The organism is Shinella sp. GW821-FHT11G07, from assembly GCF_058808115.1.
Genome location: NZ_JBXARJ010000004.1, coordinates 142195 through 166459, shown reverse-complemented (window position 1 = coordinate 166459; position 24265 = coordinate 142195). Strand labels below are relative to the sequence as shown.

Sequence of the window (24265 nt, the reverse complement as noted above, 5' to 3'; positions counted from 1 at the left end):
CTTTGCCGCCCGCTCAGGGCGTCGGGAAGCCGAATTGCGGGCTTTGCAGGATCGTGAGGTCCTCGACGGGCTCGCCGGCGATGCGCTGCAAGAGCAGCTGCCCCATGGCCTCGCCGGCCGCCTTGAGGTCCTCGTAGATCGTCTCGACCTTGGGCTGGATCTGGCTGAGCAGCAGCGAGGTCTGCTTGGCGACGATGTCGTATTCCGTGCCGAGGGTAAAACCCTGGTCGCTCATGCCGGTGATGGTGGCGAGTGCCGAGACTTCGCCGGGACAGGCGAAACCGTCCGGTGGATCGGGCTCACCGCTGCGGCGGCGCACGTAGTCGCGGATCATGTCGGCGGGACTGTCGAGATCGAGCGTGTCGGGAATTTCGTAGGCGATACCGGCCTCGCGCACCGCCGTCATGAAGCCGTGCAGCATGTGCTGGTGAAAGGTCAGGCGCTTCGGCGGCAGGATGATCGTGACCTTGCGCCGGCCCTTGACGATCAGGCGCCTGGTGGCCTCGTAGGCGAAGGCGTAATTGTCGTAGTCGACGAAGGCGTGCGGAGTGGAAAATTCCGTGCGGCCATGCGTGACGAAGGGGAAGCCGTTTTCGAGCAGCAGCCGCACGCGCGGATCGAAGGGCTCGGTGCGCGAAAAGATCAGGCCGTCGGCCATGCCGTTGCGGATGATGTAGTTGACGGCATCGACATTGCTGCCGTCGAGAAAATTCGGCGTGACGATGAGATGGTAGGGCGTCGTCTGGAGCGCGCGCGCCAGGCCATGCATGATGGACGTGCCGAAGCCCAGAATTTCCTCGTGCGGATCGAGCAGCACGGAAATGACATTGGTGCGGCCGGTCTTGAGGCGTTGCGCGGCGCGGTCGGGCAGGTACCCGATCTCGGCAGCGACCTCGTGCACGCGCCGGCGGGTGTTTTCGGAAATCTGCGGCGCATTGCCGAGCGCGCGGGAGACCGTGGTAATCGCCAGGCCCGTCATTTCGGCAATCGTCTTCAGCGTCGGCTTGCCGGCTCGGGACGGGCTGCGGGCGGGTTCACTGTCGGCGGGCTTTTCGATGCGGGACACGGGTGCGTTTCTTTGGATGGCGGGCGTCGATCGGCGGCACCATACCGACGCGCTACGCCTCTAGCAATCTTGCACCGCACAGAATTTAAAACGTTTTCCGTGCAGCGCAGCAAGCGCTCGAATTTGCGCCAATCGCCTGAACTGCCCGAATTTACCGCATTTGCGAAAGCAGTCGCGGCCGACGCCTCGGGTGGCTTGACTCCGCAAATTTACAACGTTTTAAATTGGCGCGGCACTTTGAGCCGCAAACGAAATTCCGACGCCTTCAAGGGCCTCGGGGAAATCGGCGGGAGGAGGCTCTCGCCCTCGAACTTGCAAACGGGAGGAATACGATGCGCAAGTTTCTAACAACCACCGCAATCGCCGCGGTGATGATGACGATGGGCGGCATGTCCGCCAAGGCAGCAGAAGGCGTTGAGGTTCTGCACTGGTGGACCTCGGGTGGCGAAGCCGCCGCTCTCGACGTTCTGAAGAAGGATCTGGAAGCCAAGGGCATCTCCTGGACCGACATGCCGGTTGCCGGCGGCGGCGGCACGGAAGCCATGACGGTGCTGCGCGCCCGCGTCACGGCCGGCAATGCGCCGACCGCGGTGCAGATGCTCGGCTTCGACATTCTCGACTGGGCCAAGGAAGGCGCACTCGGCAATCTCGATGACATCGCCGCCAAGGAAGGCTGGGACAAGGTCATCCCGACCGCGCTCCAGCAGTTCTCGAAGTATGACGGCCACTGGATCGCAGCCCCGGTCAACGTGCACTCCACGAACTGGGTCTGGGTCAACAAGGCAGCCCTCGACAAGGCGGGCGGCAAGGAGCCGGCGAACTGGGACGAACTCGTTGCTCTCCTCGACAAGTTCAAGGAACAGGGCATCACGCCGGTCGCCCATGGTGGCCAGCCGTGGCAGGACGCGACGATCTTCGACGCGGTCGTTCTGTCCTTCGGCAACGACTTCTACAAGAAGGCGTTCATCGATCTCGATCCGGACACGCTGGGCGGCGCCCAGATGAAGGAAGCCTTCGACCGCATGACGAAGCTGCGCTCCTACGTGGACGACAACTTCTCGGGCCGTGACTGGAACCTCGCGTCCGCCATGGTCATCGAAGGCAAGGCCGGCGTGCAGTTCATGGGCGACTGGGCGAAGGGCGAATTCATCAAGGCCGGCAAGAAGCCGGGCACGGACTTCGTCTGCATGCGCTTTCCGGGCACGCAGGGTTCGGTCACCTTCAACTCCGACCAGTTCGCGATGTTCAAGGTTGCCGACGCCAAGATCCCGTCGCAGCTCGAAATGGCGACCGCCATCGAAAGCCCGGCCTTCCAGTCGGCCTTCAACGTGGTCAAGGGCTCTGCCCCTGCCCGCACCGACGTCTCGGACGAAGCCTTCGACGATTGCGGCAAGAAGGCCATCAAGGACCTCGCAGAAGCCAACACCAACGGCTCGCTGTTCGGCTCCATGGCGCATGGCCACGCCAATCCGGCCTCGGTCAAGAACGCGATCTATGACGTCGTGACCCGCCAGTTCAACGGCGAGCTTTCCTCCGAGGAAGCCGTGACGGAACTCAAGGCCGCCGTCGAGGCCGCGAAGTAAGGGGCTAGCCCCCTCACCCTACCCTCTCCCCGCTGGGGAGAGGGAACTTGAACGTCGCGGCAAAGCCCTTCTCCCCGACGGGGAGAAGGTGGCGGCAGCCGGATGAGGGGGCCACGAGCCGCCCTGTAACCCGATTTCAACGGTGGTACCGACCATGGATAGCCGAAGCCGGCTGCAGGAGCTTCTGCCGAAGCTCGTGCTGGCACCCAGTTTCCTCATCGTGCTCGTCTTCGTCTACGGCTTCATCGCCTATACGGGCTTCCTGTCGCTGACGGACAGCAAGATGCTGCCCTCCTACAATTTCGTGGGCCTCAGCAACTATTCCAAGCTCTGGGCGCTGCCGCACTGGTGGCGGGCGATCTCGAATCTCGCGATCTTCGCCTCGCTCTACATCGTCATCTGCTCGGTGCTGGGGCTCGGGCTCGCCATCCTGCTCGACCAGAAGATCCGCGCCGAAGGCATTCTCCGGCCGATCTACCTCTACCCGATGGCGCTCTCCTTCATCGTGACGGGCACCGCCTGGAAGTGGTTCCTTGACCCCGGCATCGGGCTTGAAAACACCATGCACCTGTGGGGTTGGGAGAGCTTCTCCTTCAACTGGATCAAGGACCGAAACTACGCGATCTACTGCGTGGTGATCGCCGCCGTCTGGCAATCCTCCGGCTTCGTCATGGCGATGTTCCTCGCGGGGCTCCGCGGCGTCGACAACGAGATCATCAAGGCGGCCCAGATCGACGGCGCCTCGACCTCGACGATCTACCGCCGCATCATCATTCCGCTGATGCGCCCGGTCTTCCTGTCCGCCTTCGTCGTCCTCGCCCACCTCGCCATCAAGGCCTACGACCTTGTCGTGGCGCTCACGGGTGGCGGCCCCGGCCAGGCGACCGAACTGCCGGCGACCTTCATGTATTCCTACACGTTTACCCGCAACCAGATGGGCATCGGCGCCTCGTCGGCCATCATAATGCTGGTCATGATCTTCTCGATCATCATCCCCTACCTCTATTCCGAAATCCGCGGAGGTAAAGGCCGATGAGCGCTCAAAACCCCGACAACGTCATCTCGCACAACAAGCTGACGCGTGCGCTGATCTACACCGCCCTCATCCTGTTTGCGGTCTACTATCTGCTGCCGCTCTACGTGATGCTGGTGAATTCGCTGAAGCCGCTGGAGGAAATCCGCCAGGGCGGCATGCTGAACCTGCCGAAGGTCTGGACGATCGAGCCCTGGCTGCAAGCCTGGTCGACGGCGCAGATCGGCGTGCAGCCGACCGGCCTTCGCCCCTTCTTCATCAATTCGATCCTGATGGTCGTGCCGGCCGTGGCGATCTCCACCATCATCGGCGCGCTGAACGGCTACGTGCTGACCAAGTGGCAGTTCAGGGGCTCGAACGTCTTCTTCGGCCTGCTGCTACTCTCCTGCTTCATCCCGTTCCAGATCGTGCTGATCCCGATGGCGCGCATCCTCGGCATGCTGGGCCTTGCCGGTTCGCTCTGGGGCCTGATCCTGGTGCACATCGTCTACGGCCTCGGCTTCACGACGCTCTATTTCCGCAACTATTACGAAAACTTCCCGACCGAACTGGTGCGTGCCGCTCAGATCGACGGCGCGAGCTTCTTCCAGATCTTCTACCGCATCCTGCTGCCGTCCTCTGGACCGATCATCGTCGTCTCCGTCATCTGGCAGTTCACCAACATCTGGAACGACTTCCTGTTCGGCGCCTCCTTCTCCGGCGCGGGTACGACGCCGATGACGGTGGCGCTCAACAACCTCGTCCAGTCCTCGACGGGCGTGAAGGAATACAACGTGCATTTCGCGGGCGCGATCCTCGCCGCACTCCCCACCCTCATCGTCTACATCGTCTCCGGACGGTATTTCGTGCGCGGCCTGATGTCCGGCGCCGTGAAAGGATAATGTCCATGTCTTTCCTGAAGATCAGCAACCTGCGCAAATCCTACGGATCGCTCGAAATCCTGAAGGACATCAATCTCGAGATCGAACAGGGCGGCTTCCTCGTGCTCGTCGGCCCCTCCGGCTGCGGCAAGTCCACGCTGCTCAACACGATCGCCGGCCTGGAGCCGATCACCTCGGGCGACATCGCCATCGACGGCCGCTCCGTCGCGGGCCTGCACCCCTCCAAGCGCGATATCGCCATGGTGTTCCAGTCCTACGCGCTCTACCCGAACATGACGGTCGGCGGAAACATCGCTTTCGGCATGGAAATCCGCGGCGTGCCGAAGGACGAGCGTGAGAAGGCGATCAAGCAGGTCGCCGACATGCTGCAGATCGGCCATCTGCTCGATCGCAAGCCAGGCCAGCTCTCCGGCGGCCAGCGCCAGCGCGTCGCCATGGGCCGGGCGCTGGTGCGCGACCCGAAACTCTTCCTGTTCGACGAACCGCTGTCGAACCTCGACGCCAAGTTGCGCGTCGACATGCGCACCGAAATCAAGCGCCTGCACCAGCGCATGAAGACCACCATCGTCTACGTCACGCACGACCAGATCGAGGCGATGACGCTCGCCACCAAGATCGCCGTTTTGAAGGACGGCGTGCTGCAGCAGTTCGGCTCGCCGGCGGAAATCTACAACAACCCCGCCAACATCTTCGTCGCCGACTTCATGGGCTCGCCGGCCATGAACCTGCTTTCGGCAAAGATCGAGCAGAACGGCGCCGGCATGGCCGTCTCATTGGCCCGCCACCAGGCCGAGCCGCTGGTGCTGTCGGTACCGAACGCGCCCGGCGGACTTGCCGCCTATAAGGGCAAGGACGTGATATTCGGCATCCGCCCGGAGGCGCTGACGGACCCTGATGGCGCGGACCGCAATGCCCGCACGATCGGCGAGGGCGACTGCCTGATCGAAGTGGTGGAGCCCGCCGGCGCCGACACCTTCGCCGTCACCCATCTCGGCGGCAAGGAGGTCGTCGCCCGCCTGCGGGCCGACGTGCGCATCGCCCCCGGCCAGACGGCGCGCCTTGCCTTCAACCTCGACAAGGCAGTGTTCTTCGACCCCGCAAACCAGCTTCGCATCGCCTGAGTAGATCATGACCACGCAGCCGGACATCGTCATCATCGGATCGGGCATCGGCGGCTCCACCATGGCCGCCGCTCTCGCCCCGACGGGCGCAAGGATCGTCATCCTGGAAGCGGGCGACCACCTGCCCGACCGCCCGGAAAACCGCGACCAGCGCGCGATCTTCCAGCGTGGCCATTTCCGCCCGAAGGAGATGTGGTACGAGGCCGACGGCACGGCCTTCAACCCTGGCAACTACTACAATGTCGGCGGCAATTCGAAGTTCTACGGTGCGGTGCTGGTGCGCTACCGGAAAGAGGACTTCGAGGAGATGAAGCATCGCGAAGGCGTCTCCCCCGCCTGGCCCTTCCCCTATGAAGAGCTGGAGCCTTGGTACTCCGCCGCCGAAAAACTCTTCAATGTGCGCGGCACGCTCGGCGAAGACCCGACCGAGCCGCGCCATTCCGCGCCCTACCCTTTCCCGCCCGTGCCGGACGAACAGGCCATCGCGAAGGTCCGCGCCAGGATGAAGGCGAACGGCCTGCATCCCTATTCGCTGCCGCTCGGCATCGACATCGACCGCTGGCTCGTAAAGGCGAAGACGCCATGGGATGCCCATCCGAACAGCAATGACGGCAAGATGGATGCAGAAAGCGTGGGCCTCGCCGAGGCCCTCAAGCATCCGAATGTCGAACTACGCACCCATTGCCGGGTGACGCGGCTTGCCACCACGCCGCACGGCCGCAGCATTTCGACCGTGCATTACATGCAGGGCGATGAAGCCCGGAGCATCTCGCCGAAGCTGGTGATCCTTTCGGCCGGCGCCGTGCAATCGGCCGTGCTCCTGCTCCGCTCGGCCTCGGAGGCTTTCCCGAACGGGCTCGCCAACAGCTCCGACCAGGTCGGCCGCAACTTCATGAACCACAATTCGAGCGCCGTGATCGGCGTCTCGCCCTTCTACAAGAACACCTCCGTCTACCAGAAGAGCTTTGGCTTCAACGACTACTACCTCTCGGATGGAAACGGCGGTGCGCCGCTTGGCAACGTCCAGCTGCTCGGCCGCGTCTCCGGCAAAATCCTGAAGGCCAACATGCCCTCCGTGCCGGAATGGCTGCTCGAACAGGTTGCCGCCCATACCATCGATTTCTACGCGATGAGCGAGGACCTGCCGCATCCCGAGAGCCGAATCACGGTCGACCGCGACCGGATCGTCATGAAGTGGACGCGCACCAACTGGCAGGCCCATCTCGACCTCGTCACCAAGCTGAAGGGCGCCCTGAAGAAGGCCGGCTTCCCGATCGTGCTCGCCCGCGCCTTCGACAAGCGCACGCCGTCGCACCAGTGCGGCACGGTGCGCATCGGTAACGATCCGACGACGGCACCGCTCGACATCTGGTGCCGGGCCTACGACCATCCGAACCTCTTCGTGGTCGACGCCTCCTATCTGCCGACCTCGGCAGCGGTGAACCCGGCGCTCAGTGTTGCCGCCCAGGCCCTGCGCGTCGCGACCCACATTAAATCGAGGGATCTTGCCGCATGACGACAACAGCACGCCCCGTCGCCATCGTCACCGGCGGTCGCCGCGGCATCGGCCTCGGCATTGCCAAGGCGCTTGCGACAGACGGTTTCGACATCGCCATCACCGGCATCGGCGACAGCGATGCGGCAACCGACACCATGCTCGCAGAATTCGCGACCGCAGGCAGCCGCGCGATCTACCTGAAGGCCGACCTTGCCGATCTTTCCGGCCACGCGGCGACCGTCGCGGCCATCGAAGACAAGCTCGGCGCCATCGGCTGCCTCGTCAACAATGCCGGCATCGCCTCCGTCATCCGCGGCGATTTCCTCGATCTGGCGCCGGAGAATTTCGACACGATCGTCGCCACCAACCTGCGCGGCACGGTATTCTTCACCCAGGCCGTCCTGAAGGCGATGCTGCATTCGAAACAGGCGGCCGGTCCACGCACGATCATCAACATCACCTCCGTCTCGGCCGGCCTCACCTCGCCGGAACGGCTCGACTATTGCATGACCAAGGCCGGGCTCGCCGCCTTCAGCCAGGGCCTGGCGCTGCGCCTGGCAGACACCGGCATCGCCGTCTTCGAGATCCGCCCCGGCATCATCCGCTCGGACATGACATCAGGCGTTTCGGCGAAATACGACGCGCTGATCGCGGGCGGCCTCGTGCCGATGAAGCGCTGGGGCGAACCGGACGACATCGGTGCTGCGGCCGCAGCGCTTGCCACCGGCAAGTTCGGCTTCGCCACCGGCTCGGTGATCAATCTCGACGGCGGGCTATCGATCGGCCGGCTTTGACACGGGTTGGCCCCTCACCCCGCCCTCTCCCCGCAAGCGGGGCGAGGGAGACGAGAGGGCACGGCAAATCCCCTTCGCCCCGCTTGCGGGGAGAAGGTGCCGGCAGGCGGATGAGGGGCAAGCCCTCCAACAACGGCACCGGAAAATTCTGAGGACCAGGGCATGACCTACGACTACATCATCACCGGCGCAGGGCCGGCTGGCTGCGTTTTGGCGAGCCGCCTCTCGGAAGACCCCACCGTGCGCGTGCTGCTGCTGGAAGCCGGCGGCGGGGACTGGAACCCGCTGTTCCACATGCCGGCGGGTTTCGCCAAGATGACCAAGGGCGTGGCGAGCTGGGGCTGGGAGACCGTACCGCAGAAGCACATGAAGGGCCGCGTGCTGCGCTACACACAGGCCAAGGTGATCGGCGGCGGCTCCTCAATCAACGCCCAGCTCTACGCCCGTGGCAACGCGGCAGATTACGACCTCTGGGCCAGCGAAGACGGTTGCGAAGGGTGGAGCTACCGGGAAATCCTGCCCTACTTCAAGCGCGCCGAGGACAACCAGCGTTTTGCCGACGACTACCACGCCTATGGCGGGCCACTCGGCGTTTCCATGCCGGTTTCGGCGCTGCCGATCTGCGACGCCTATATCCGCGCCGGTCAGGAACTGGGCATTCCCTACAACCACGATTTCAACGGCCGCCAGCAGGCCGGCGTCGGCTTCTACCAGCTGACCCAGCGCAACCGCCGCCGCTCCTCCGCCTCGCTCGCCTATCTCTCACCGATCAAGGACCGTAAGAACCTGACGATCCGCACCGGCGCCCGAGTCGCCCGCATCGTGCTCGAAGGTTCTCGCGCGGTCGGCGTCGAGGTGGTGACGGGCAAGGGCGTCGAGACCATTCGGGCGGAGCGCGAGGTGCTGGTCTCGTCCGGCGCCATCGGCTCACCAAAACTGCTCCAGCAATCTGGCATCGGCCCGGCCGACCACCTGAAGTCCGTCGGTGTTCAGGTCAAACACGACCTGCCCGGCGTCGGCTCCAACCTGCAGGACCATCTCGACCTGTTCGTGATTTCCGAATGCACCGGCGACCACACCTATGACGGCGTCGCCAAACTCCACCGTACGCTCTGGGCCGGCCTGCAATATGTGCTGTTCCGTTCCGGCCCCGTCGCCTCCTCGCTCTTCGAGACCGGCGGCTTCTGGTATGCCGATCCCGATGCCCGCTCGCCGGACATCCAGTTCCATCTCGGTCTCGGTTCCGGCATCGAGGCGGGCGTGGAGAAGCTGAAGAATGCCGGCGTGACGCTGAATTCCGCCTACCTGCACCCGCGCTCGAAGGGCACGGTGCGGCTTTCCTCCGCCGATCCCTCCGCCGCACCGCTGATCGACCCGAACTATTGGGAAGACCCGCACGATCGCAAAATGTCGATCGAGGGCCTGAAGATTGCCCGCGAAATCCTGCAGCAGGCAGCGCTGAAACCCTTCGTCCTGGCCGAGCGCCTGCCGGGACCGAAGGCGATGACCGACGAGGAGCTGTTCGACTATGGTTGCGCCAATGCCAAGACGGACCACCATCCCGTCGGCACCTGCAAGATGGGTACGGGCGCGGATGCGGTCGTCGGGCTCGATTTGAAGGTGCATGGGCTTGAAGGTCTGCGTGTCTGCGACAGTTCCGTCATGCCGCGCGTTCCTTCCGCCAACACCAATGCGCCGACCATCATGGTGGGCGAGAAGGGCGCCGACATCATTCGCGGCCTGCCGGCACTGCCGGCCCAGGTCTTCCAACATGAACGCAACGACGCGCGCCCGCGCGCCCGCGCCAACATCCGATAGGGGCAACCATGATCCGCCATTGCGTCTTCATCCACTTTAAGCCGACCATTTCCGCCCACTACAAGGCCGAACTGTTCAACGAGATCGACGCGCTGAAGAGCCGTCTCCCGGGCATGCTCGCCGTACATATCGGCACCAATGTCAGCCCGGAAGAGGGCATGGACAAGGGTTTTGGCGACGGCTTCATCGTTGATTTCGCGGATAGTTTTGCCCGCGACGCCTATCTGGAAGATCCCGAGCACAAGCAGACCGGCGGCCGTCTGGTCGCCGCCGCAGAAGGCGGCATCGCGGGCATTCTCGTCTACGACCTCGAAACCGACGACTGAGCCTCATGATCGAAGACGCCCGCGCCTTCCTCGCCTCGCTCTTCAACGCTGCCGTCGAGGCTGCCGATCCTGTTGCCGCGATCCGCGCGCACCTGCCGGAAAGGCCGAAGGGGCGCACCGTGGTCATCGGCGCCGGCAAGGCGGCAAGCCAGATGGCGGCCGCGCTGGAAAGCCTGTGGGACGGCCCGCTGGAAGGCACCGTCGTCGCGCAGCACGGCCCGGTGGCGATGTGCCGGCAGATCGAAGTCCTGCAGGCCGCCCACCCCGTTCCCGACGACGCCGGCATCGCCGCCTCGGCCCGGCTGTTTGCCCTCCTGCGCGATCTGACGGAAGACGACCTTGTCATCGCGCTTGTCTCCGGCGGCGGCTCGGCGCTGCTGCCGGCCCCGGCGGGCATGCTGACGCTGGCCGACGAGATCGCCGTCAACAGGGCGCTGCTCGCTTCCGGCGCGCCAATCTCGGCCATGAACGTCGTGCGCAAGCACGTCTCGCGCATCAAGGGCGGGCGGTTGGCGCATGCGGCCCATCCAGCCCGGGTGGTGAGCCTCATCATTTCGGACATTCCCGGCGACAACCCCGCCCATGTCGCGTCCGGCCCGACGATCCCCGACACCTCGACGCCGCAGGACGCGCTGGCGATCGTCCAGCAGTACCGCATGACGCTGCCCGCGGCGGTGATGGAGCATCTCGCATCGCCCGAGGCCGCTGCGGCAGGGCCGGACGACCCCATCTTCGCCCGGCACGAGCACCATGTCATCGCCTCCGCGCGTGTCTCGCTGGAGGCCGCGGCAGCGACGGCGAAAGCAGCGAGCATCACGCCGGTCATCCTGTCGGATTCGATCGAAGGCGAAGCGCGGGATATCGGGCTGATGCATGCCGCCCTCGCCCGCGAGGTGCGCCATCACGGAAGGCCCTTCGCCACCCCCGTCGTCATCCTCTCCGGTGGCGAGACGACGGTGACGATCCGCGACGAAGGGTATGGCAAGGGCGGGCGCAACACGGAGTTCCTGCTCTCCTTCGCCCATGCCATCGACGGTCTATCGAACGTGCAGGCGCTCGCCGCCGACACGGACGGTCGCGACGGCTCGGAGCACAATGCCGGGGCCTTTGCCGATGGTGAAAGTATCCTGCGCATGCGCGCCGCCGGCATCGAGCCCAGAACGCACCTCATGGGCCACGACGCTTTCAGCGCCTTCGATTCTATAGGTGATATCTTCGATACCGGCCCGACCGGAACCAACGTCAACGACTTCCGGGCGATCCTGATCCGCTAGAACAATTCCAGCAAAAGTGCGCAGCCGTTTTGATTGCCGAGAATTGCACGAGAACAAAAAGTCGGAGCGTTTTCGCGATTCGAAGAAAAGCGGAAATGCTCTAGACCCGGCCGGCGCGGCGCGCCAATACGCGTTCGACGGCAGAAAAAGCATCGTAGATCAGCACCGCCAGCACCGCGACGACCAGGCCGCCTTGCAGCACGAAAGCGAGATTGTTGGATTGCAGGCCGGCGATGATGACCTCGCCGAGTGTCTTCGCCGCAACCGTCGATCCGATCGTTGCCGTGGCGAGGCTGATGGTCACCGACAGGCGGATACCGGCAAGAATGACCGGCAGCGCCAGCGGCACTTCCACCTTTGTGAGCCGCTGCCAGGCCGTCATGCCCGTGCCGCGCGCCGCCTCGACGATGGCCGGAGGCAGGGTGGAAAGGCCCGTCATGGCATTCTCGAAGATCGGCAGCAGGCCGTAGAGAAAGAGTGCGATCAGCGTCGGCTTTTCACCGAAACCGACGGCAGGCACCGCAAGCGCCAGCACAGCGACCGGCGGAAAGGTCTGGCCGATATTCACCAGACTGCGCGACAGCGGCAGGAACTCAGCGCCGATCGGCCGTGTGACGAGGATGGCGAGGCCGACGGCGACGATGGTCGCGGCGAGCGTCGCGGTGAAGACCGTGGCGAGATGGGAAAGCGTCAGCGACAGCAGGCTACCCTGGTTGTAGATAGCCGGCGCATTGGCCTGCACGAGCGGCTTCAGCAGCGGTTCGAACAGCATGGGCTGGACGAGGAAGGCGATGAGGATGATCAGCGCCGCCAGTCTCAGCAGGTTTGGCAGGAGCCGCTTCATTGCGGCCTCGCGGCGCGACGGGCAAGGCCGGCGAGCGTGACGCGGCCAAGGGGTGCGCCATCCGCGCCGACGACCGGCAGGGCGTCGCGGCCGGCCCAGAGCAGCGCGGACAGGGCGTCGCGCTGGCTCGTGGCGGCGGCGATGGCTTCACCTTCCGCCTCCCCGGCCTCGGTGGCGTCTCCAACGGAACCGATCGAGAGCAGCCGGAACGGCCGCTCGCCGGCACCGATCAGCGTTTCGACAAAGTCGGTGGCCGGGTTTAGCAGCATCTCTTCCGGCGCGGCGTATTGCACGATCTTGCCCTTGTCCATCACCGCGATCTTGTCGGCGAGGTGGAAGGCCTCTTCCATGTCGTGGGTGACGAGCACGATGGTCGTGCCGAAATGTTTCTGGATCGCCAGAAGATCCTCCTGCGCCTTGGCGCGGATGACCGGGTCGAGCGCGCCGAAGGGTTCGTCCATCAGCAGAATATTCGGCTCGGCGGCAAGCGCCCGGGCAACCCCGACACGCTGCTGCTGGCCACCGGAAAGCTCGTGCGGATAACGCGGGCCGAAGGCGGCCGGATCAAGCTGGAAGAGGGTCAGCAGTTCCTTGACCTTGGCGTCGATGCGGCTCTTTTCCCAGCCGAGCAGCGTCGGCACGGTGGCGATATTTTCGCCGACCGTGCGATGCGGGAAGAGGCCATGGCCCTGGATGGCGTAGCCGATGCGGCGGCGCAGCTCGTAGCCGGGGATCGCGCTGTTCGGCTCGCCGTCGATCAGGATCTTTCCCGACGTCGGCTCGACGAGGCGGTTGATCATGCGCATCAGCGTCGTCTTGCCGGAGCCGGACGTGCCGACGATGACGGTGATCGTGCGCGGCGCGATGGTCATCGAGACATTGTCGACGACGGTCGTATCGCCGTAGCGCTTGGTGATGCTGTCGATCTCGATCATGCGGCCCTGCCGGGTTTGTTGCTGGAAAGTTCGGTCGCGGCATCGAGCACGATGGCGGCGGCGAAGGCGAGTGCGACGGTCGGCACCGCGCCGAGCAGCACGAGGTCCATGGCCGTCTGGCCGATGCCCTGGAAGACGAAGACGCCGAACCCGCCGCCGCCGATCAGCGCCGCGATCGTCGCAAGGCCGATATTCTGCACGAGCACGATGCGGATGCCGGTGAGAATGACCGGGAAGGCGAGCGGCAGCTCGACGCCGAACAGCCGCTGGCGATCCGTCATGCCGATGCCGCGCGCCGCGTCGTTGGCGTCGCGCGGCACGCCGGCGAGGCCGACGACCGTATTGGCGACGACGGGCAGCAGCGAATAGAGGAAGAGCGCCACGAAGGCGGGTGCGGCACCAATGCCACGAATGCCGATCGCCGCAGCGCCCGGCACATGGAGCGCGACCCAGCCGAGCGGCGCGATCAGCAGGCCGAAGAGTGCAATCGACGGGATCGTCTGGATGATGTTCAGCACATTGAGCACGCCGGCGCGGAGCGCCTCGACGCGATGGCAGAGGATGCCGAGCGGCAGGCCGACGAGGGTCGCTGCGGCAAGCGAGCCGAGCGCCAGCATGACGTGGCGGCTCGCCTCCAGCCAGAAGGTTTCGGCGCGGCTGCCATATTCCTTGAGGATCGAGAGACCGTCCCAGGCGCCGGACATCAGCAGCGCCGCGACGGCAGCGGCCACAGCCGCGAGCAGCGCGACACGGGCGAGCGGCGAGAGCTTCAGCCGCGCCAACGCATCCGCCGTCACCAGCGCGAAGGCGAAGCTGAGCAGCCAGAAGCCGGAGGCTGGCGACACGCGGGCATAGGTGTTTTCCGGCGGCGTCAGGTGGCCGGCGGAAAGGCCGATGAGGACCGCCAGCACGAGAAGCGCCACCAGCCCCAGCACCAGCCGGAAGACCGTCGGCGTCTTCAGCACGATAAGGGTGAGGGAAAGGACGATGAAGGCGAGAAGCGCTGCGCCAAGCCCGGAAGGAAGAGCCTCAAGGATAGACCGCGCCTCACCCGGCACGATGCGGTTTGCCCTGAACTGCGCAAACGGCGCCAGAAAGGCGCCATAAGCCAGCAATGCGGCGATCACCACGCCGAGCTTGTCGATTCTGAACCGCATGAACGCTTTCTGGAAGAGAGGTCCTCCGCCCGAATGGACGGAGGACGGACGAGCTTACTTGAGGAAGCCGTTCTTCTTGAGGAAGTCTTCAGCGACCGCCTTGGCCGGCTCGCCGCCGACCTGGACGCGGCCGTTGAGATCCTGCAGCGTCACGAGGTCGAGCTTCTCGAAGACGGGCTTGAGAATTTCCTCGATCTGCGGATTGGCCTTCAGCACCTCTTCACGAATGATCGGCGACGGCTGGTAGACCGGCTGCACGCCCTTGTCGTCCTGCAAAACGACGAGGCCCGACGGCGCGATGCCGCCATCCGTGCCGTAGACCATGGCGGCGTTCGCGCCGTTCGTCTGGTTGGCGGCGGCGGCTATCGTTGCGGCCGTGTCACCACCCGACAGCGTGATCAGTTGTTCCGGCTTCAGCGTGAAGGCATAGGTCGTCTGGAAGGCGGGAAGAGCTGCGGCCGAATTCACGAATTCGGAGGAAGCGGCCAGCACCACCTGGCCACCACCGGCAACATATTTGCCGAAGTCGGTCAACGTTACCAGCTTGTTCGGCTCGGCGACGTCCTTGCGCAGCGCGATCGCCCAGGTGTTGTTGGCCGGCGACGGCGTCAGCCAGACAATCTTGTTGGCATCGAAATCGAGCGTCTTGGCGAGCTCATAAGCCTTGGTGGCATCCTTCCAAGCCGGATCATCGGCCTTTTCGAAGAAGAACGCGGCATTGCCGGTATATTCCGGATAGATGTCGATCTCGCCCGCGATGATCGCCTGGCGCACGACCGGCGTTGCACCAAGCTGCACGCGATCTGTCGTCTGGATGCCGTTGGCGTTCAGAACCGACAGGATGATATTGCCGAGCACGCCGCCTTCGGTGTCGATCTTCGACGAGACGACGACCTGGGCCTGGGCGGCACCGGCTGCAAGGCCGAGCGCCAGAGCTGCTCCTAGGAATTTGACGGTTGGGCGCATGTGAAAAACCTCTCGTTCTGTGCGGGAACCCATGGCGGCATTCAGACCACGTTTCGAAAAGCCCGTCCGGGCAAAGCATTCCATATATGGCGATGAATCGCAAAAAACAGACCGCGCCAGCGGTGCAATGCACGTCGTTTGTTGCCGCCTTCAAAGCGCTTGCAGGATTGTACGAAGAGACGGCCTTTGGCAACAGAAACGCATTGCAATTCATAGTCGCATCCGACACTCTCGGGGCGGCCCATTCCAGTTTTCCGATACCGCATTTCATCACCTGCCGGGACACCATCCCGGGCCGATGTCCGGCGTAGATTTTCGTTGGGGGACGCATGAGCATTTACATTCTCGCATTGTTGATCGGTGTCGTGGCAGGGCTTCGGGCGATGACGGCACCGGCTGCCGTCAGCATCGGCGCAGCACTCGGCTGGCTGCCGGTCTCCGGCACCTGGGCCGCCTTCCTGGCCTATCGTTTCACGCCCTATATTTTCGGTGTCCTGGCGCTCATCGAATTCGTCACCGACCAGCTACCGAGCACGCCGAGCCGCAAGGTGCCGCAGCAGTTCGGCGCCCGCATCGTCAGCGGGGCGTTTTGCGGGGCGGTCATCGGCACCACGGGCGGCTCGCTGGTCGGCGGCCTCGTGGCCGGTGTCGTCGGTGCAGTCATCGGCACGCTCGGTGGGGCAGAAGCCCGCCAGCGCCTTGTCGCGGCCACCGGCGGCAGGGACTTGCCCATTGCATTGCTCGAAGATGTGGTCGCCGTTCTGCTCGGCCTCTTCGTCGTCTCGTCGGTGACCTGATGCAGACCTTCGATGCCATTATTATCGGCGCGGGCCAGGCCGGCCCGTCACTTGCCGGCCGGCTGACGGCCGCGGGGAAAAAGGTCGCCCTCGTCGAACGAAAACTCGTCGGCGGCACCTGCGTCAACACCGGCTGCATGCCGACCAAGGCCATGGTCGCCAGCGCCTATGCCGCCCACCTCGCCCGCCGCGGCGCAGAATACGGCGTGGTGACGGGCGATGTTTCCATCGACTTCGCCAAGGTCATGGCGCGCAAGGACAAGGTGCGTTTCGATGCCCGCAAGGGTAACGAGGACTGGCTGGAAGGCATGCAGGGCCTTACCTTCATTCGCGGCCATGCGCGCTTCGAAAGCCCGACGCAGATCCGCGTCGGCGACGACCTGCTGTCGGCAAAACAGGTCTTCCTCAATGTCGGCGGCCGCGCGGTCGTGCCGGATTTTCCGGGTGTCGGCGACGTGCCCCATCTCGACAACGTGTCGATGATGGACCTGACCGAAGTGCCGAAACACCTGGTCGTCATCGGCGGCAGTTATATCGGGCTGGAATTCGCCCAGATGTTCCGCCGCTTCGGCTCCGAGGTGACGGTGATCGAAAAAGGGCCGCGGCTGATCGCACGCGAGGACGAGGACATCAGCACCGCGGTGCGCGACATCCTCGAGCGTGAGGGCATCCAGATTCGTACAGGCGCGGAGTGCATCCGTTTCTTTCGGCAGGAGAGCGGCATCGGGGTCGGCGTCGATTGCACGGCCGGCGCGCCGGAGATTATAGGCTCGCACATCCTGCTCGCCACCGGACGGCGGCCGAACACCGACGATCTCGGCCTCGACACGGCGGGCGTTGCAACGGATAAGCGCGGCTACATCACCGTCGACGAGCGGCTGGAAACCATCGTGCCCGGCATTTTCGCGATGGGCGACTGCAACGGCCGCGGCGCCTTCACCCACACCGCCTACAACGACTTCGAGATCGTCGCCGCCAACCTCATCGACAACGAGCCGCGCAAGGTGAGCGACCGTATCCAGACCTACGCGCTCTACATCGACCCGCCGCTCGGCCGCGCTGGCATGAGCGAGACGGAAGCCCGCAGGACTGGCCGCAAGCTGCTGATCGGCACGCGGCCGATGACGCGGGTCGGCCGCGCCAAGGAGAAGGGCGAGACGCTCGGTTTCATGAAAGTGATCGCCGATGCAGACACCAAGGAAATCCTCGGCGCGTCGCTGCTCGGCACCGGTTGCGACGAGGCGGTGCAGAGCATTCTGGACGTGATGTATGCGGGCAAGCCCTATACGACGATCACGCATGCGGTGCATATCCACCCGACGGTGGCGGAACTGATCCCGACGGTGTTCGGGGACATGCAGCCGGTGGAATGAGGAAGACCCAACGAGCCCATCCCCTCAATTGGTGAACGACCCGCGCTCCACCCACCAACGTCATCCTTGGGCTCGACCCGAGGATCCATCACCCTCCACAACCTGTGGATGCTCGGGTCGAGCCCGAGCATGACGGAGGAGAGGTGGTGGATTTGGTGCACGATAGGAGGCCCGGCAGATCACCCACCGGGCCTCGCGATCTTCACTACTTCCGGATCGTCAGCGCCGGGTTATGGGCGAAGAAGTTGTGCGGCATGATGTGCACGGTCTTCCACTCCGTCGACATGACCGGCCAGTCTTCCATGCGCGGAATATGGTGGAAGCCGGCGGAGAACCAGGTGACGATGTCCTTGCCCATCAGGCTCTGGTCCTTCTTCACCCATTCGGCGAGCGTATCCGACCCATCGCTCTGCATGGCGAACTTGCCGCCGGCATAACGCTGTTCCGGATCGTAGACCGTGTTCCACACCGAATATTCGATATAGGCGTTGCGCTTCATCGGCGGGTCGTTTTCGAAATCGAACGGGCCGTAGGACACGTCGCCATGATGGATCATGTAGCCAGGCTCATGGCCGAGATAGCCTTCACGCGACGGGTCGGAGACGTGGAAGTAGCGCGGCTGCGAGGACGACAGCTTGTAGCGCGCTTCCAGCTCCGTCATCGGCATCTTGTGCTCGACCGTCCACATCGACTTGCGCGGGCTCGACGCATCAAGTTTCGCCGGCACGATGTCCATGGTGGAGAAGTGGTTCACCGGCTGGTCGACGTCGAAATCGATGCGGAAGTTGAAGTAATGGTCGTGGTTGGCGGCGACGAGGTTCGGTGCGATCAGCGTGCCATAGGCGGTGTCCGCCTTGGCCGTCGGGTCCTTCATCGAGGTGGAGGCAACGCCCTTCACCGCATCGAGGCCGGTGGCGCCGACATAGATGTTGACCTGGCCGTTCTGCTGCAGGCGGTAGTCGATCAGGTAGTCATAGTTGCCGACTTCCGAGGCCGTGCGCACCACCAGTTCCGTGGCCGGGCGGCCTTCCGCCGGCACCGGCTTGTCCGGCGTCTGCGCAAAGACTTCGAAGTGGCGCCAGGCCGGATCGCCGATGCTGCGCTCGAAGACGCAGATCGCATCCGGAATGACCAGCGGCGAACCCTTGTCGTCGGCGATCGTCGCCGGCAGGAAGGTGGCATGCGAGGGGCAATCGATGCCGGCGCGAAGCGGGCTCAGGAACAGGCCGAAACCATATTCCCCGCTGTCCATGTAGGTGCGCCAGTACCAGCCTTCCGTCGGATCCATATAGGGCACGAAAACTTCGGAGAGATGCGCCTGGTAGATGACCGAGCGCCAGGTACCCGCATCATTGACATCGAGATTGGAGACGACGAGGCCCGGGCGCTTGTCGACGCGGAAATTGAAGCGCCACATGTCCCATTCGATATGGCTGCCGTCGATCTTGTAGTTCGGGCCGCCTTCCTGAACCAGCTTGACGGGGTTCGTCTCGGTACGCAGCGGCACGCGCTTGGCGACCTCTTCCTCCGTGTAACCCCAAGCGTCCTTCGGCGCTTCGACGACGCCGGTATCGATGACGCGCTGCACTTCCTTCTTGCCGATGTCATAGATGGCGAAGAGGCCCTCGACCGGCTTGGCATAGAAGTTGGAGCCTTCCGGAACCTGGTAACACGGCACCTTCATCAGGCGGGAATTCTGGTATTCCTCCGTGAAGAAGTTGCCGCCGGTCAGCGGCAGGCAGAAGGCCTGTTCCGGCTTCAGGCCGCGCTTGGCAAGCCCCGCCACCATATCCGGATGGCCGAGCGCGCCTTCCAGCGCATTCATGAACTCGGTGAAGAGCACCATCGGCTGGCCCGTCGTCTTGGCATTGCTCTCGACCGTGCCCTTGGTGATGTTGATCACCGCCTCGCTAAAGCCCTCGGCGCTGGTGAAGTAGACCGTCGCCTTGCGGTCGAGGCTGTCTCCCTCCTTCCACGCCAGTACGTCGGCCTTGGCGGGCTCCTTCAGCTCGATCAGCGGATAGAGTGTGTTGTCGTCCGCGACCTTCTCGCCGCGCAGGATCTGGTTGATCTTCTGGTATTCTTCGGCCGTCAGCCCGTCGAGCGGATGCGCGGCCGCGGCACCAGCGGCAAGGCCGAGCGCCAGCGCCGTCGAGGCCAGATGTTTGAAAAGTCTCATGATCGTTCCCTCTTCTTGCTTGGTTCTGTCAGGCGAAGACCACCTGGATATCGGTGTATTCGGCAAGCCCCTCTTCGGCGAACTCGACGCCGATGCCGGAGGCCTTTACGCCGCCGAAGGGCGCATTGGGCTGGATGGCACCGTGTTTGTTGATCCAGACGGAGCCGCAGGCGAGCCGGCTCGCCACCTTCTTCGCCGCCGCAATATCGGACGACCAGACGGAGCCGCCGAGCCCGTTCGGGCTGTCATTGGCAAGCCGGATCGCCTCTTCCACGTCGGAATATCGGATGACCGGCAGCGCCGGGCCGAACTGCTCCTCGTCAACCAGCGCATCGCCATTGCGAAGACCGGACACGATGGTCGGCGGGAAGAACAGGCCCTCGCCCGGCTCGCCGCCGAGCAGCACCTTGCCGCGCCCCTTGGCATCCGCGACAAGGCGCGAAACCTTGTCGAACTGCATGCGGTTCTGGATCGGCCCGAGGATGCTTGCCTCCTCCATGCCATTGCCGACCGGGATCGCCTTCGCATAGGCGACGAGCGCATCGCAGACGGCGTCATGGATCGTGTCATGCACATAGAGCCGCTTCATCGCCGCGCAGGTCTGGCCGTTGTTGATGAAGGCGCCCCAGAACAGGCCCTCGGCAATCGCTTGCGGGTCCGCGTCCGGCAGAACGATGCCGGCATCATTGCCGCCGAGTTCCAGCGTCAGCCGCTTCATGGTCTCGGCCGCCGATTGCATGACCTTCTGCCCGGTGGCGCAGGAGCCGGTGAAGACGATCTTGCGAATATCCGGATGCGCCGACATGGCGCTGCCGAGGTTGAAGGCCTTGTCGTCGCCGGTCACCACATTGACGACACCCGGCGGCAGCACCTCGTTCATGATCTCGACGAGGCGCAGCGTCGAAAGCGGCGTATAGGGCGAGGGTTTCACGACGACCGTATTGCCCGTGCGCAACGCGGGAAGAATATGCCAGACGGCGATCATGACCGGGAAATTCCACGGCGTGATGGAACCGACGACGCCGAGCGGCTTGCGGGTGAGTTCGATCCGACCCTGCTCGTTGTCCTGCAACACCTTGACCGGGATCGAAAGCCCGGTGGTGTAGCCCGCCCAGGCGACGGCCCCGCCAACCTCCCAGCGCGAGCCGAGACCGTTCAGCGGCTTGCCCTGCTCCAGCGTGATGATCTCGGCGAGTTCGCCCGCGTGCTCCTCGATCTTCGCCGTCACCGCCGCACAGGCAGCCTGCAAGGCCTCGTCACTCTGCGCCGACCACGTCGCAAACGCCGCCTTGGCGACGGCGACGGCGGCATCCAACTCCGCTCCGCCCATGTTCGGCGCGCGGCCGACTTCTTCGCCCGTCGCCGGGTTCAGCACAGCAAAGTCAGAGCCGACTGCTGCCGGCTTGCCACCGATCGTCGCCTTGAATTCCATCATTTCCGCCTCCTCCAAGGAACGGCCCACCTCCGGCGGGCACATCTGGTGGCAGAGAATAGGTCTTGGCGGGGCGTCAGACTTGGACGGTGCCGTCCCGCCTTTTGGACAAAAGCGTCAATGGCAGCGCGCGACCGCACCCGGCGTCGTGCCGTATTTCTTGCGAAACTCGCGGTAGAAATAGGAAAGGTCGTTGAAGCCGCAGTCGAAGGCGACGGCAGTCACCCCCTCTGCAAGGTGCTGCCCCTTGTGGGTGGAAAGCCGCGCATGTGCCAGCTCCAGCCGGCGGTTCAGCAGTCGATGGCCCGGCGTTTCGCCAAGCGGTCGGAAATGTCGCTGCAAGGTGCGCTCCGGCACGTTGAGACGCGACGCCAGTTCGCGCGGGCCGAAGGACGGGTCCGCGCGGTGACGGTCGATCATCGCGAGCGCGCGCGAGAGCAGCGTCTCGGCCGGGTTGGCGGCGCCCATCACGCGCGTCGAATGCAGGTAGGCGCCCATAAGGCACAGGAACGCTTCACCAAGCTGGGCCTGTGCGCCGTCTTCCATCAGCATCTTTGCGATGACGGCGCGCATGGCGAGCCAGAGCGGATCGTCACGCGAGATCGAAAGACCGCCGGCGCATAACGTGCCGAAACGGTGGACGATCTCACCGCGCGGAATGTGCAGCGACACCTGATTGGAGCGCTCGCCGCGATAGAGAAAGGTCGAGGGTTTGACGGAATCGACGAGGAACATGTCGCCGGGCAGAAGCTCCGCCACCTGATCGCCCTGCTCGACGCGACATTGGCCGGCATCCTGCACCAGCAGGAAAAAATGCTCGCCGGGATCCTGCCGGATGGAGCGGGTGTTGCGCGCGACTTCCGAGGCATCGAGCGCCACGATCGCCGTATCGAACGGGCCGACACGCCGCGTGGTGACATCGCCATTGACGACGCCCGTGCGCCGCATCGGCTCGAGATCGAACGAACCGCAGACCCGCCGGATCTCCGCCTCGAGAATTTCCACCTGTACCGGCTTGTGCCCCGGCGTCATCAGCGACTGCATCGCGCCCTCCCCGGCTCCAGCAGAATGCCTGTTCTCCCAAACCTATCTCATCACAGACCGCAGCGCTTGCCTATCGTTCTTACCCTGCAATCGCTGCAAAACCACCGGCTTGCGCCGCCTGGCGCAGCCCCTCGCATGGCGCATCGGCAAGCCCTTCCGCGGCAAGCCGGTCGAGCACCACCACAACCTCGGCAAGTCCGCGCGCTTCGGCATAGTGCATCGGCCCGCCGCGCCAGCGCGGAAAACCGTAGCCGTGGATTTTCACCAGGTCGATATCGGCGGAACGCAACGCCACGCGCTCCTCCAGAATACGCGTCGCCTCGTTGACCATCGGCAGGATGATCGCATCGGCAATCGACGCCTCGTCCCACGCCCGCTGCGGCCGTCCGGCAACCTCTTCGGCAATGATCGCCGCCACGGTTTCCGACGGTTTTGGCGCACGGTCGCCCGGGTCGTAGTCGTACCAGCCACCGCCCGATTTCTGACCGAAACGCGTGATGGCGCAGAGCCGCTCGGCGACGGGGGCGAAGGGTGTTTCACCGCGTTCGCGGGCGGCCTTGCGCTGGAAGGCGGCGATGTCGAGCCCGCCGAGATCCTGTGCCTCGAAAGGCCCCATCGGCAGGCCGAAGGCGCGCATGGCGGCATCGACGGCCGAGGGCGTAGCACCGGAGAGCAGCAACCGTTCGGCCTGCGCGCGCGTCACCTTCAGGATGCGGTTGCCGATGAAGCCGTCGCAGATGCCGGCGCGAACCGGGATCTTGCCGAGCAGACGGGCGAGTGCAAAACCGGTCGCCAGGACCTCCGGCGCCGTCTCCTCCGTCGGCACGATCTCCAGTAGCTTCATGATGTGCGCCGGACTGAAGAAATGCAGGCCGAGGAAACGTTCGGGATGGCTTACGCCTTCGCTGATCGCAGTGGGGTCGAGATAGGAGGTGTTCGTTGCCAGCACCGCATCCGGCCGGCAGACCGCCGACAGCTTTTCGAAGACGGCGCGCTTGACGGCGATATCCTCGAAGACGGCTTCGATGACGAGATCCGTATCGGCAAGCAGGCCATAGTCGTCACTGCCGGTGACGCCGGACATGCGGTCATCCGCAACCGTCTGCGTGATGCGGCCACGCTTCACCGAACCGTCGAAGATGGCACGGATATTGGCAAGCCCCCGCTCGACCGCTGCCGTATCACGCTCGATGAGGATTACCGGCAGGCCGGCATCGCGCAGCGCCGCTGCAATGCCCGCACCCATCGTGCCGCCACCAATGACCGCAGCCGAGCGGATATCGCGCGGCGTGATGCCGGCAAGCTCGGGTGGGCGCGGTGCCGCGCGCTCGGCGAAGAACACATGGCGCAGCGCCGCTGCCTGCTTGGAACCACGGAGCTCCAGAAAGGTTTCCCGCTCGAAGGCCATGGCGCTTGCGAAATCCGTTTCGCTGGCGCTGCGGACGGAGGCGAGTGCCCTGAGCGGCGCGACTTCGCGTTTCGCCTTGGCAGCGATGGCCTTTTCCGCGCCCTCCCAGAACCCGGCCTCGACCGCCGGCACGACGCGGCCGGAAATCGGCTGTGGCACTGGTTTGCCGGCGCTATCGTTCGCGAAGGCAATCGCACCGGCACGCAGGTCGCCATCGATAATGGCATCGACGAGGCCCAGTGCTTGCGCCTTCTTCGCCCCGACCGGGCTGCCGCCCGTCACCAGATCAACCGCCGCAGCAGGGCCGATCAGGCGGGGCAAGCGCACCGTGCCACCAGCACCGGGGATGATGCCGAGCTTGACTTCCGGCACGCCGAGGCTGGCGGAGGCAACCGCGACCCGGTAGGCGCAGCCGAGTGCCACTTCGAGCCCGCCGCCAAGTGCGCTGCCATGAATGGCCGCGACCCAGGGCTTTTTCGCACCCTCGATGGTCGCCACCACATCCGGCAGATGCGGCGGCTGCGGCGGCTTGCCGAACTCGTTGACATCCGCTCCGGCGATAAAGGTACGCCCGGCGCAGATCATCACGACAGCCTTCACCGCTGCGTCCGCATCGAGCTCCGCTACCGCCTCGACGAGGGCCTGGCGCAGCGCCTGCGACAGCGCATTGACGGGCGGGTTGTCGACGGTAACGACGGCGATGGCGTTTTCGCGGGTGATGGTGATGGTCATGGTG

Annotated in this window: 20 protein-coding genes; 11 read left to right on the top strand and 9 right to left on the bottom strand. The window is 64.7% G+C overall.

What is annotated here, in order from left to right:
• Positions 1-13: 13 nt before the first annotated feature.
• Positions 14-1057, bottom strand: coding sequence for a LacI family transcriptional regulator (locus AC1RT2_RS09820; protein WP_374708723.1), 1044 nt, complete (start codon positions 1055-1057; stop codon positions 14-16).
• Positions 1058-1398: 341 nt separating this feature from the next.
• Between AC1RT2_RS09820 and AC1RT2_RS09815 the strand changes: the two genes are divergently transcribed.
• The 9 genes from AC1RT2_RS09815 to AC1RT2_RS09775 all read left to right on the top strand — a co-directional run bounded on the left by AC1RT2_RS09815 (position 1399) and on the right by AC1RT2_RS09775 (position 11394).
• Positions 1399-2649: an ABC transporter substrate-binding protein gene (locus tag AC1RT2_RS09815; protein ID WP_069061049.1), complete on the top strand. Its 1251-nt coding sequence runs from the start codon at positions 1399-1401 to the stop codon at positions 2647-2649.
• 154 nt (positions 2650-2803) lie between these two features.
• On the top strand, positions 2804-3685 hold the full coding sequence (locus AC1RT2_RS09810; protein ID WP_069061048.1) for a carbohydrate ABC transporter permease: 882 nt from the start codon (positions 2804-2806) through the stop codon (positions 3683-3685).
• Complete coding sequence (locus AC1RT2_RS09805; RefSeq protein WP_069061047.1) at positions 3682-4563, top strand: carbohydrate ABC transporter permease; 882 nt, start codon at positions 3682-3684, stop codon at positions 4561-4563. Before AC1RT2_RS09810 ends, AC1RT2_RS09805 begins: the two co-directional genes overlap by 4 nt.
• A gap of 5 nt (positions 4564-4568) precedes the next feature.
• Positions 4569-5684 (top strand): ABC transporter ATP-binding protein, encoded by a 1116-nt coding sequence (locus AC1RT2_RS09800; protein WP_493101513.1) that lies wholly within the window; start codon positions 4569-4571, stop codon positions 5682-5684.
• 7 nt (positions 5685-5691) lie between these two features.
• Complete coding sequence (locus AC1RT2_RS09795) at positions 5692-7200, top strand: FAD-dependent oxidoreductase (RefSeq protein ID WP_493101511.1); 1509 nt, start codon at positions 5692-5694, stop codon at positions 7198-7200.
• Positions 7197-7976: a 3-ketoacyl-ACP reductase gene (locus AC1RT2_RS09790; protein ID WP_493101509.1), complete on the top strand. Its 780-nt coding sequence runs from the start codon at positions 7197-7199 to the stop codon at positions 7974-7976. The genes AC1RT2_RS09795 and AC1RT2_RS09790 overlap by 4 nt, the downstream gene beginning before the upstream one ends.
• A 162-nt stretch (positions 7977-8138) precedes the next feature.
• Positions 8139-9794: a GMC family oxidoreductase gene (locus tag AC1RT2_RS09785; RefSeq protein ID WP_493101507.1), complete on the top strand. Its 1656-nt coding sequence runs from the start codon at positions 8139-8141 to the stop codon at positions 9792-9794.
• Between the two features lie 8 nt (positions 9795-9802).
• Positions 9803-10120, top strand: coding sequence for a Dabb family protein (locus tag AC1RT2_RS09780; protein WP_069061043.1), 318 nt, complete (start codon positions 9803-9805; stop codon positions 10118-10120).
• A 5-nt stretch (positions 10121-10125) separates the two neighbouring features.
• On the top strand, positions 10126-11394 hold the full coding sequence (locus AC1RT2_RS09775; RefSeq protein ID WP_493101505.1) for a glycerate kinase type-2 family protein: 1269 nt from the start codon (positions 10126-10128) through the stop codon (positions 11392-11394).
• A 100-nt stretch (positions 11395-11494) separates the two neighbouring features.
• Here AC1RT2_RS09775 and AC1RT2_RS09770 read toward each other — a convergent pair whose 3' ends face one another.
• From AC1RT2_RS09770 to osmF, 4 genes are read right to left on the bottom strand one after another with little or no spacing between them, the layout of a single operon-like run.
• On the bottom strand, positions 11495-12238 hold the full coding sequence (locus tag AC1RT2_RS09770; RefSeq protein WP_493101503.1) for an ABC transporter permease: 744 nt from the start codon (positions 12236-12238) through the stop codon (positions 11495-11497).
• Positions 12235-13173 carry an ABC transporter ATP-binding protein gene (locus AC1RT2_RS09765; RefSeq protein WP_493101501.1) on the bottom strand — a complete coding sequence of 313 codons (939 nt, stop codon included), beginning with the start codon at positions 13171-13173 and terminating at the stop codon, positions 12235-12237. Before AC1RT2_RS09765 ends, AC1RT2_RS09770 begins: the two co-directional genes overlap by 4 nt.
• Positions 13170-14330: an ABC transporter permease gene (locus AC1RT2_RS09760; protein WP_493101499.1), complete on the bottom strand. Its 1161-nt coding sequence runs from the start codon at positions 14328-14330 to the stop codon at positions 13170-13172. The genes AC1RT2_RS09765 and AC1RT2_RS09760 overlap by 4 nt, the downstream gene beginning before the upstream one ends.
• 54 nt (positions 14331-14384) lie before the next feature.
• Entirely contained in the window at positions 14385-15296 is a 912-nt protein-coding gene (gene osmF, locus AC1RT2_RS09755; RefSeq protein WP_493101498.1) for a glycine betaine ABC transporter substrate-binding protein OsmF, read from the bottom strand.
• A gap of 329 nt (positions 15297-15625) precedes the next feature.
• Between osmF and AC1RT2_RS09750 the strand changes: the two genes are divergently transcribed.
• Entirely contained in the window at positions 15626-16093 is a 468-nt protein-coding gene (locus AC1RT2_RS09750; protein WP_493101497.1) for a DUF4126 domain-containing protein, read from the top strand.
• Positions 16090-17466 (top strand): FAD-containing oxidoreductase, encoded by a 1377-nt coding sequence (locus AC1RT2_RS09745; RefSeq protein WP_493101817.1) that lies wholly within the window; start codon positions 16090-16092, stop codon positions 17464-17466. The genes AC1RT2_RS09750 and AC1RT2_RS09745 overlap by 4 nt, the downstream gene beginning before the upstream one ends.
• 205 nt (positions 17467-17671) lie before the next feature.
• Here AC1RT2_RS09745 and AC1RT2_RS09740 read toward each other — a convergent pair whose 3' ends face one another.
• The 4 genes from AC1RT2_RS09740 to AC1RT2_RS09725 form a co-directional block, all read right to left on the bottom strand.
• Entirely contained in the window at positions 17672-19645 is a 1974-nt protein-coding gene (locus AC1RT2_RS09740; RefSeq protein WP_493101496.1) for a copper amine oxidase, read from the bottom strand.
• Positions 19646-19673: 28 nt separating this feature from the next.
• Entirely contained in the window at positions 19674-21080 is a 1407-nt protein-coding gene (locus AC1RT2_RS09735; protein WP_493101494.1) for an aldehyde dehydrogenase family protein, read from the bottom strand.
• 114 nt (positions 21081-21194) lie between these two features.
• Entirely contained in the window at positions 21195-22121 is a 927-nt protein-coding gene (locus AC1RT2_RS09730) for a helix-turn-helix domain-containing protein (RefSeq protein ID WP_493101492.1), read from the bottom strand.
• A gap of 79 nt (positions 22122-22200) precedes the next feature.
• Positions 22201-24261, bottom strand: a complete 2061-nt coding sequence (locus tag AC1RT2_RS09725; RefSeq protein WP_493101490.1) for a 3-hydroxyacyl-CoA dehydrogenase NAD-binding domain-containing protein — start codon at positions 24259-24261, stop codon at positions 22201-22203.
• Positions 24262-24265 lie beyond the last annotated feature (4 nt).

Excerpts from the sequence above, each read along its gene's own strand:
- AC1RT2_RS09815 (WP_069061049.1), top strand. The coding sequence starts at position 1,399 with ATGCGCAAGTTTCTAACAACCACCGCAATCGCCGCGGTGATGATGACG.
- AC1RT2_RS09810 (WP_069061048.1), top strand. The coding sequence starts at position 2,804 with ATGGATAGCCGAAGCCGGCTGCAGGAGCTTCTGCCGAAGCTCGTGCTG.
- AC1RT2_RS09805 (WP_069061047.1), top strand. The coding sequence starts at position 3,682 with ATGAGCGCTCAAAACCCCGACAACGTCATCTCGCACAACAAGCTGACG.
- AC1RT2_RS09800 (WP_493101513.1), top strand. The coding sequence starts at position 4,569 with ATGTCTTTCCTGAAGATCAGCAACCTGCGCAAATCCTACGGATCGCTC.
- AC1RT2_RS09795 (WP_493101511.1), top strand. The coding sequence starts at position 5,692 with ATGACCACGCAGCCGGACATCGTCATCATCGGATCGGGCATCGGCGGC.
- AC1RT2_RS09790 (WP_493101509.1), top strand. The coding sequence starts at position 7,197 with ATGACGACAACAGCACGCCCCGTCGCCATCGTCACCGGCGGTCGCCGC.
- AC1RT2_RS09785 (WP_493101507.1), top strand. The coding sequence starts at position 8,139 with ATGACCTACGACTACATCATCACCGGCGCAGGGCCGGCTGGCTGCGTT.
- AC1RT2_RS09780 (WP_069061043.1), top strand. The coding sequence starts at position 9,803 with ATGATCCGCCATTGCGTCTTCATCCACTTTAAGCCGACCATTTCCGCC.
- AC1RT2_RS09775 (WP_493101505.1), top strand. The coding sequence starts at position 10,126 with ATGATCGAAGACGCCCGCGCCTTCCTCGCCTCGCTCTTCAACGCTGCC.
- AC1RT2_RS09770 (WP_493101503.1), bottom strand. The coding sequence starts at position 12,238 with ATGAAGCGGCTCCTGCCAAACCTGCTGAGACTGGCGGCGCTGATCATC.
- AC1RT2_RS09765 (WP_493101501.1), bottom strand. The coding sequence starts at position 13,173 with ATGATCGAGATCGACAGCATCACCAAGCGCTACGGCGATACGACCGTC.
- AC1RT2_RS09760 (WP_493101499.1), bottom strand. The coding sequence starts at position 14,330 with ATGCGGTTCAGAATCGACAAGCTCGGCGTGGTGATCGCCGCATTGCTG.
- osmF (WP_493101498.1), bottom strand. The coding sequence starts at position 15,296 with ATGCGCCCAACCGTCAAATTCCTAGGAGCAGCTCTGGCGCTCGGCCTT.
- AC1RT2_RS09750 (WP_493101497.1), top strand. The coding sequence starts at position 15,626 with ATGAGCATTTACATTCTCGCATTGTTGATCGGTGTCGTGGCAGGGCTT.
- AC1RT2_RS09740 (WP_493101496.1), bottom strand. The coding sequence starts at position 19,645 with ATGAGACTTTTCAAACATCTGGCCTCGACGGCGCTGGCGCTCGGCCTT.
- AC1RT2_RS09735 (WP_493101494.1), bottom strand. The coding sequence starts at position 21,080 with ATGATGGAATTCAAGGCGACGATCGGTGGCAAGCCGGCAGCAGTCGGC.
- AC1RT2_RS09730 (WP_493101492.1), bottom strand. The coding sequence starts at position 22,121 with ATGCAGTCGCTGATGACGCCGGGGCACAAGCCGGTACAGGTGGAAATT.
- AC1RT2_RS09725 (WP_493101490.1), bottom strand. The coding sequence starts at position 24,261 with ATGACCATCACCATCACCCGCGAAAACGCCATCGCCGTCGTTACCGTC.